1 protein-coding gene is annotated in these 541 nt (G+C 51.2%); it reads right to left on the minus strand.

All coding sequences use genetic code 11. The features are described from left to right. The coding region (locus B5F78_RS16690; RefSeq protein ID WP_204502783.1) for a transposase family protein at positions 1-541 on the minus strand (541 nt) is incomplete at both ends.

Below are 541 nucleotides of genomic sequence, written 5' to 3' on the forward strand. Positions count from 1 at the left end.
TACATTGTGTCAGCCATCTTCTTGTCGTGGGTCTTGCCCGAAACGGTCTGACTGACAAATATGACCAGACAAGCCATCGTTACAATGACGGCGTTCTTGACCGTGTGCCTCTTTTTCTTACCACTGTAACGCTCCTTTTGCATGTCCTGGTCTGCCGGACGGGGGATCTCCCGTTCCGTCCCGTCATGAAGAAGCACCGGTTTGCCCCCGTCCTTGGAAAGTTCCGCCAGCCGTTCGGCAAGCTCCTTGTCGGTTTCTGCGGGAACAAGGCCTTTAGCCTTAAGGGACAGACGAAGGATTTTCGTCAGGCAATGAATGAATATGTTACAGTGCTTCTGGTTCATACCGAAACAGGCCGCATGATATTCCTGCAACGGGTTGTTTTTCAAATAAACCAAAATGAAGAACAGGCGGTCGGGGATACTGGGAAGAGGGCTGTTCTTGTAGATGGAAGGACTGCGGCGTTTTCCGCTACGGCGTTCCCCGGTCATTTCATACTCGGACAAATAGTCCTCATGCGCAGCCTCGAAATAAGGAAGAA

This window comes from Bacteroides sp. An279, assembly GCF_002159615.1.
Classification (GTDB): domain Bacteria; phylum Bacteroidota; class Bacteroidia; order Bacteroidales; family Bacteroidaceae; genus Phocaeicola; species Phocaeicola intestinalis.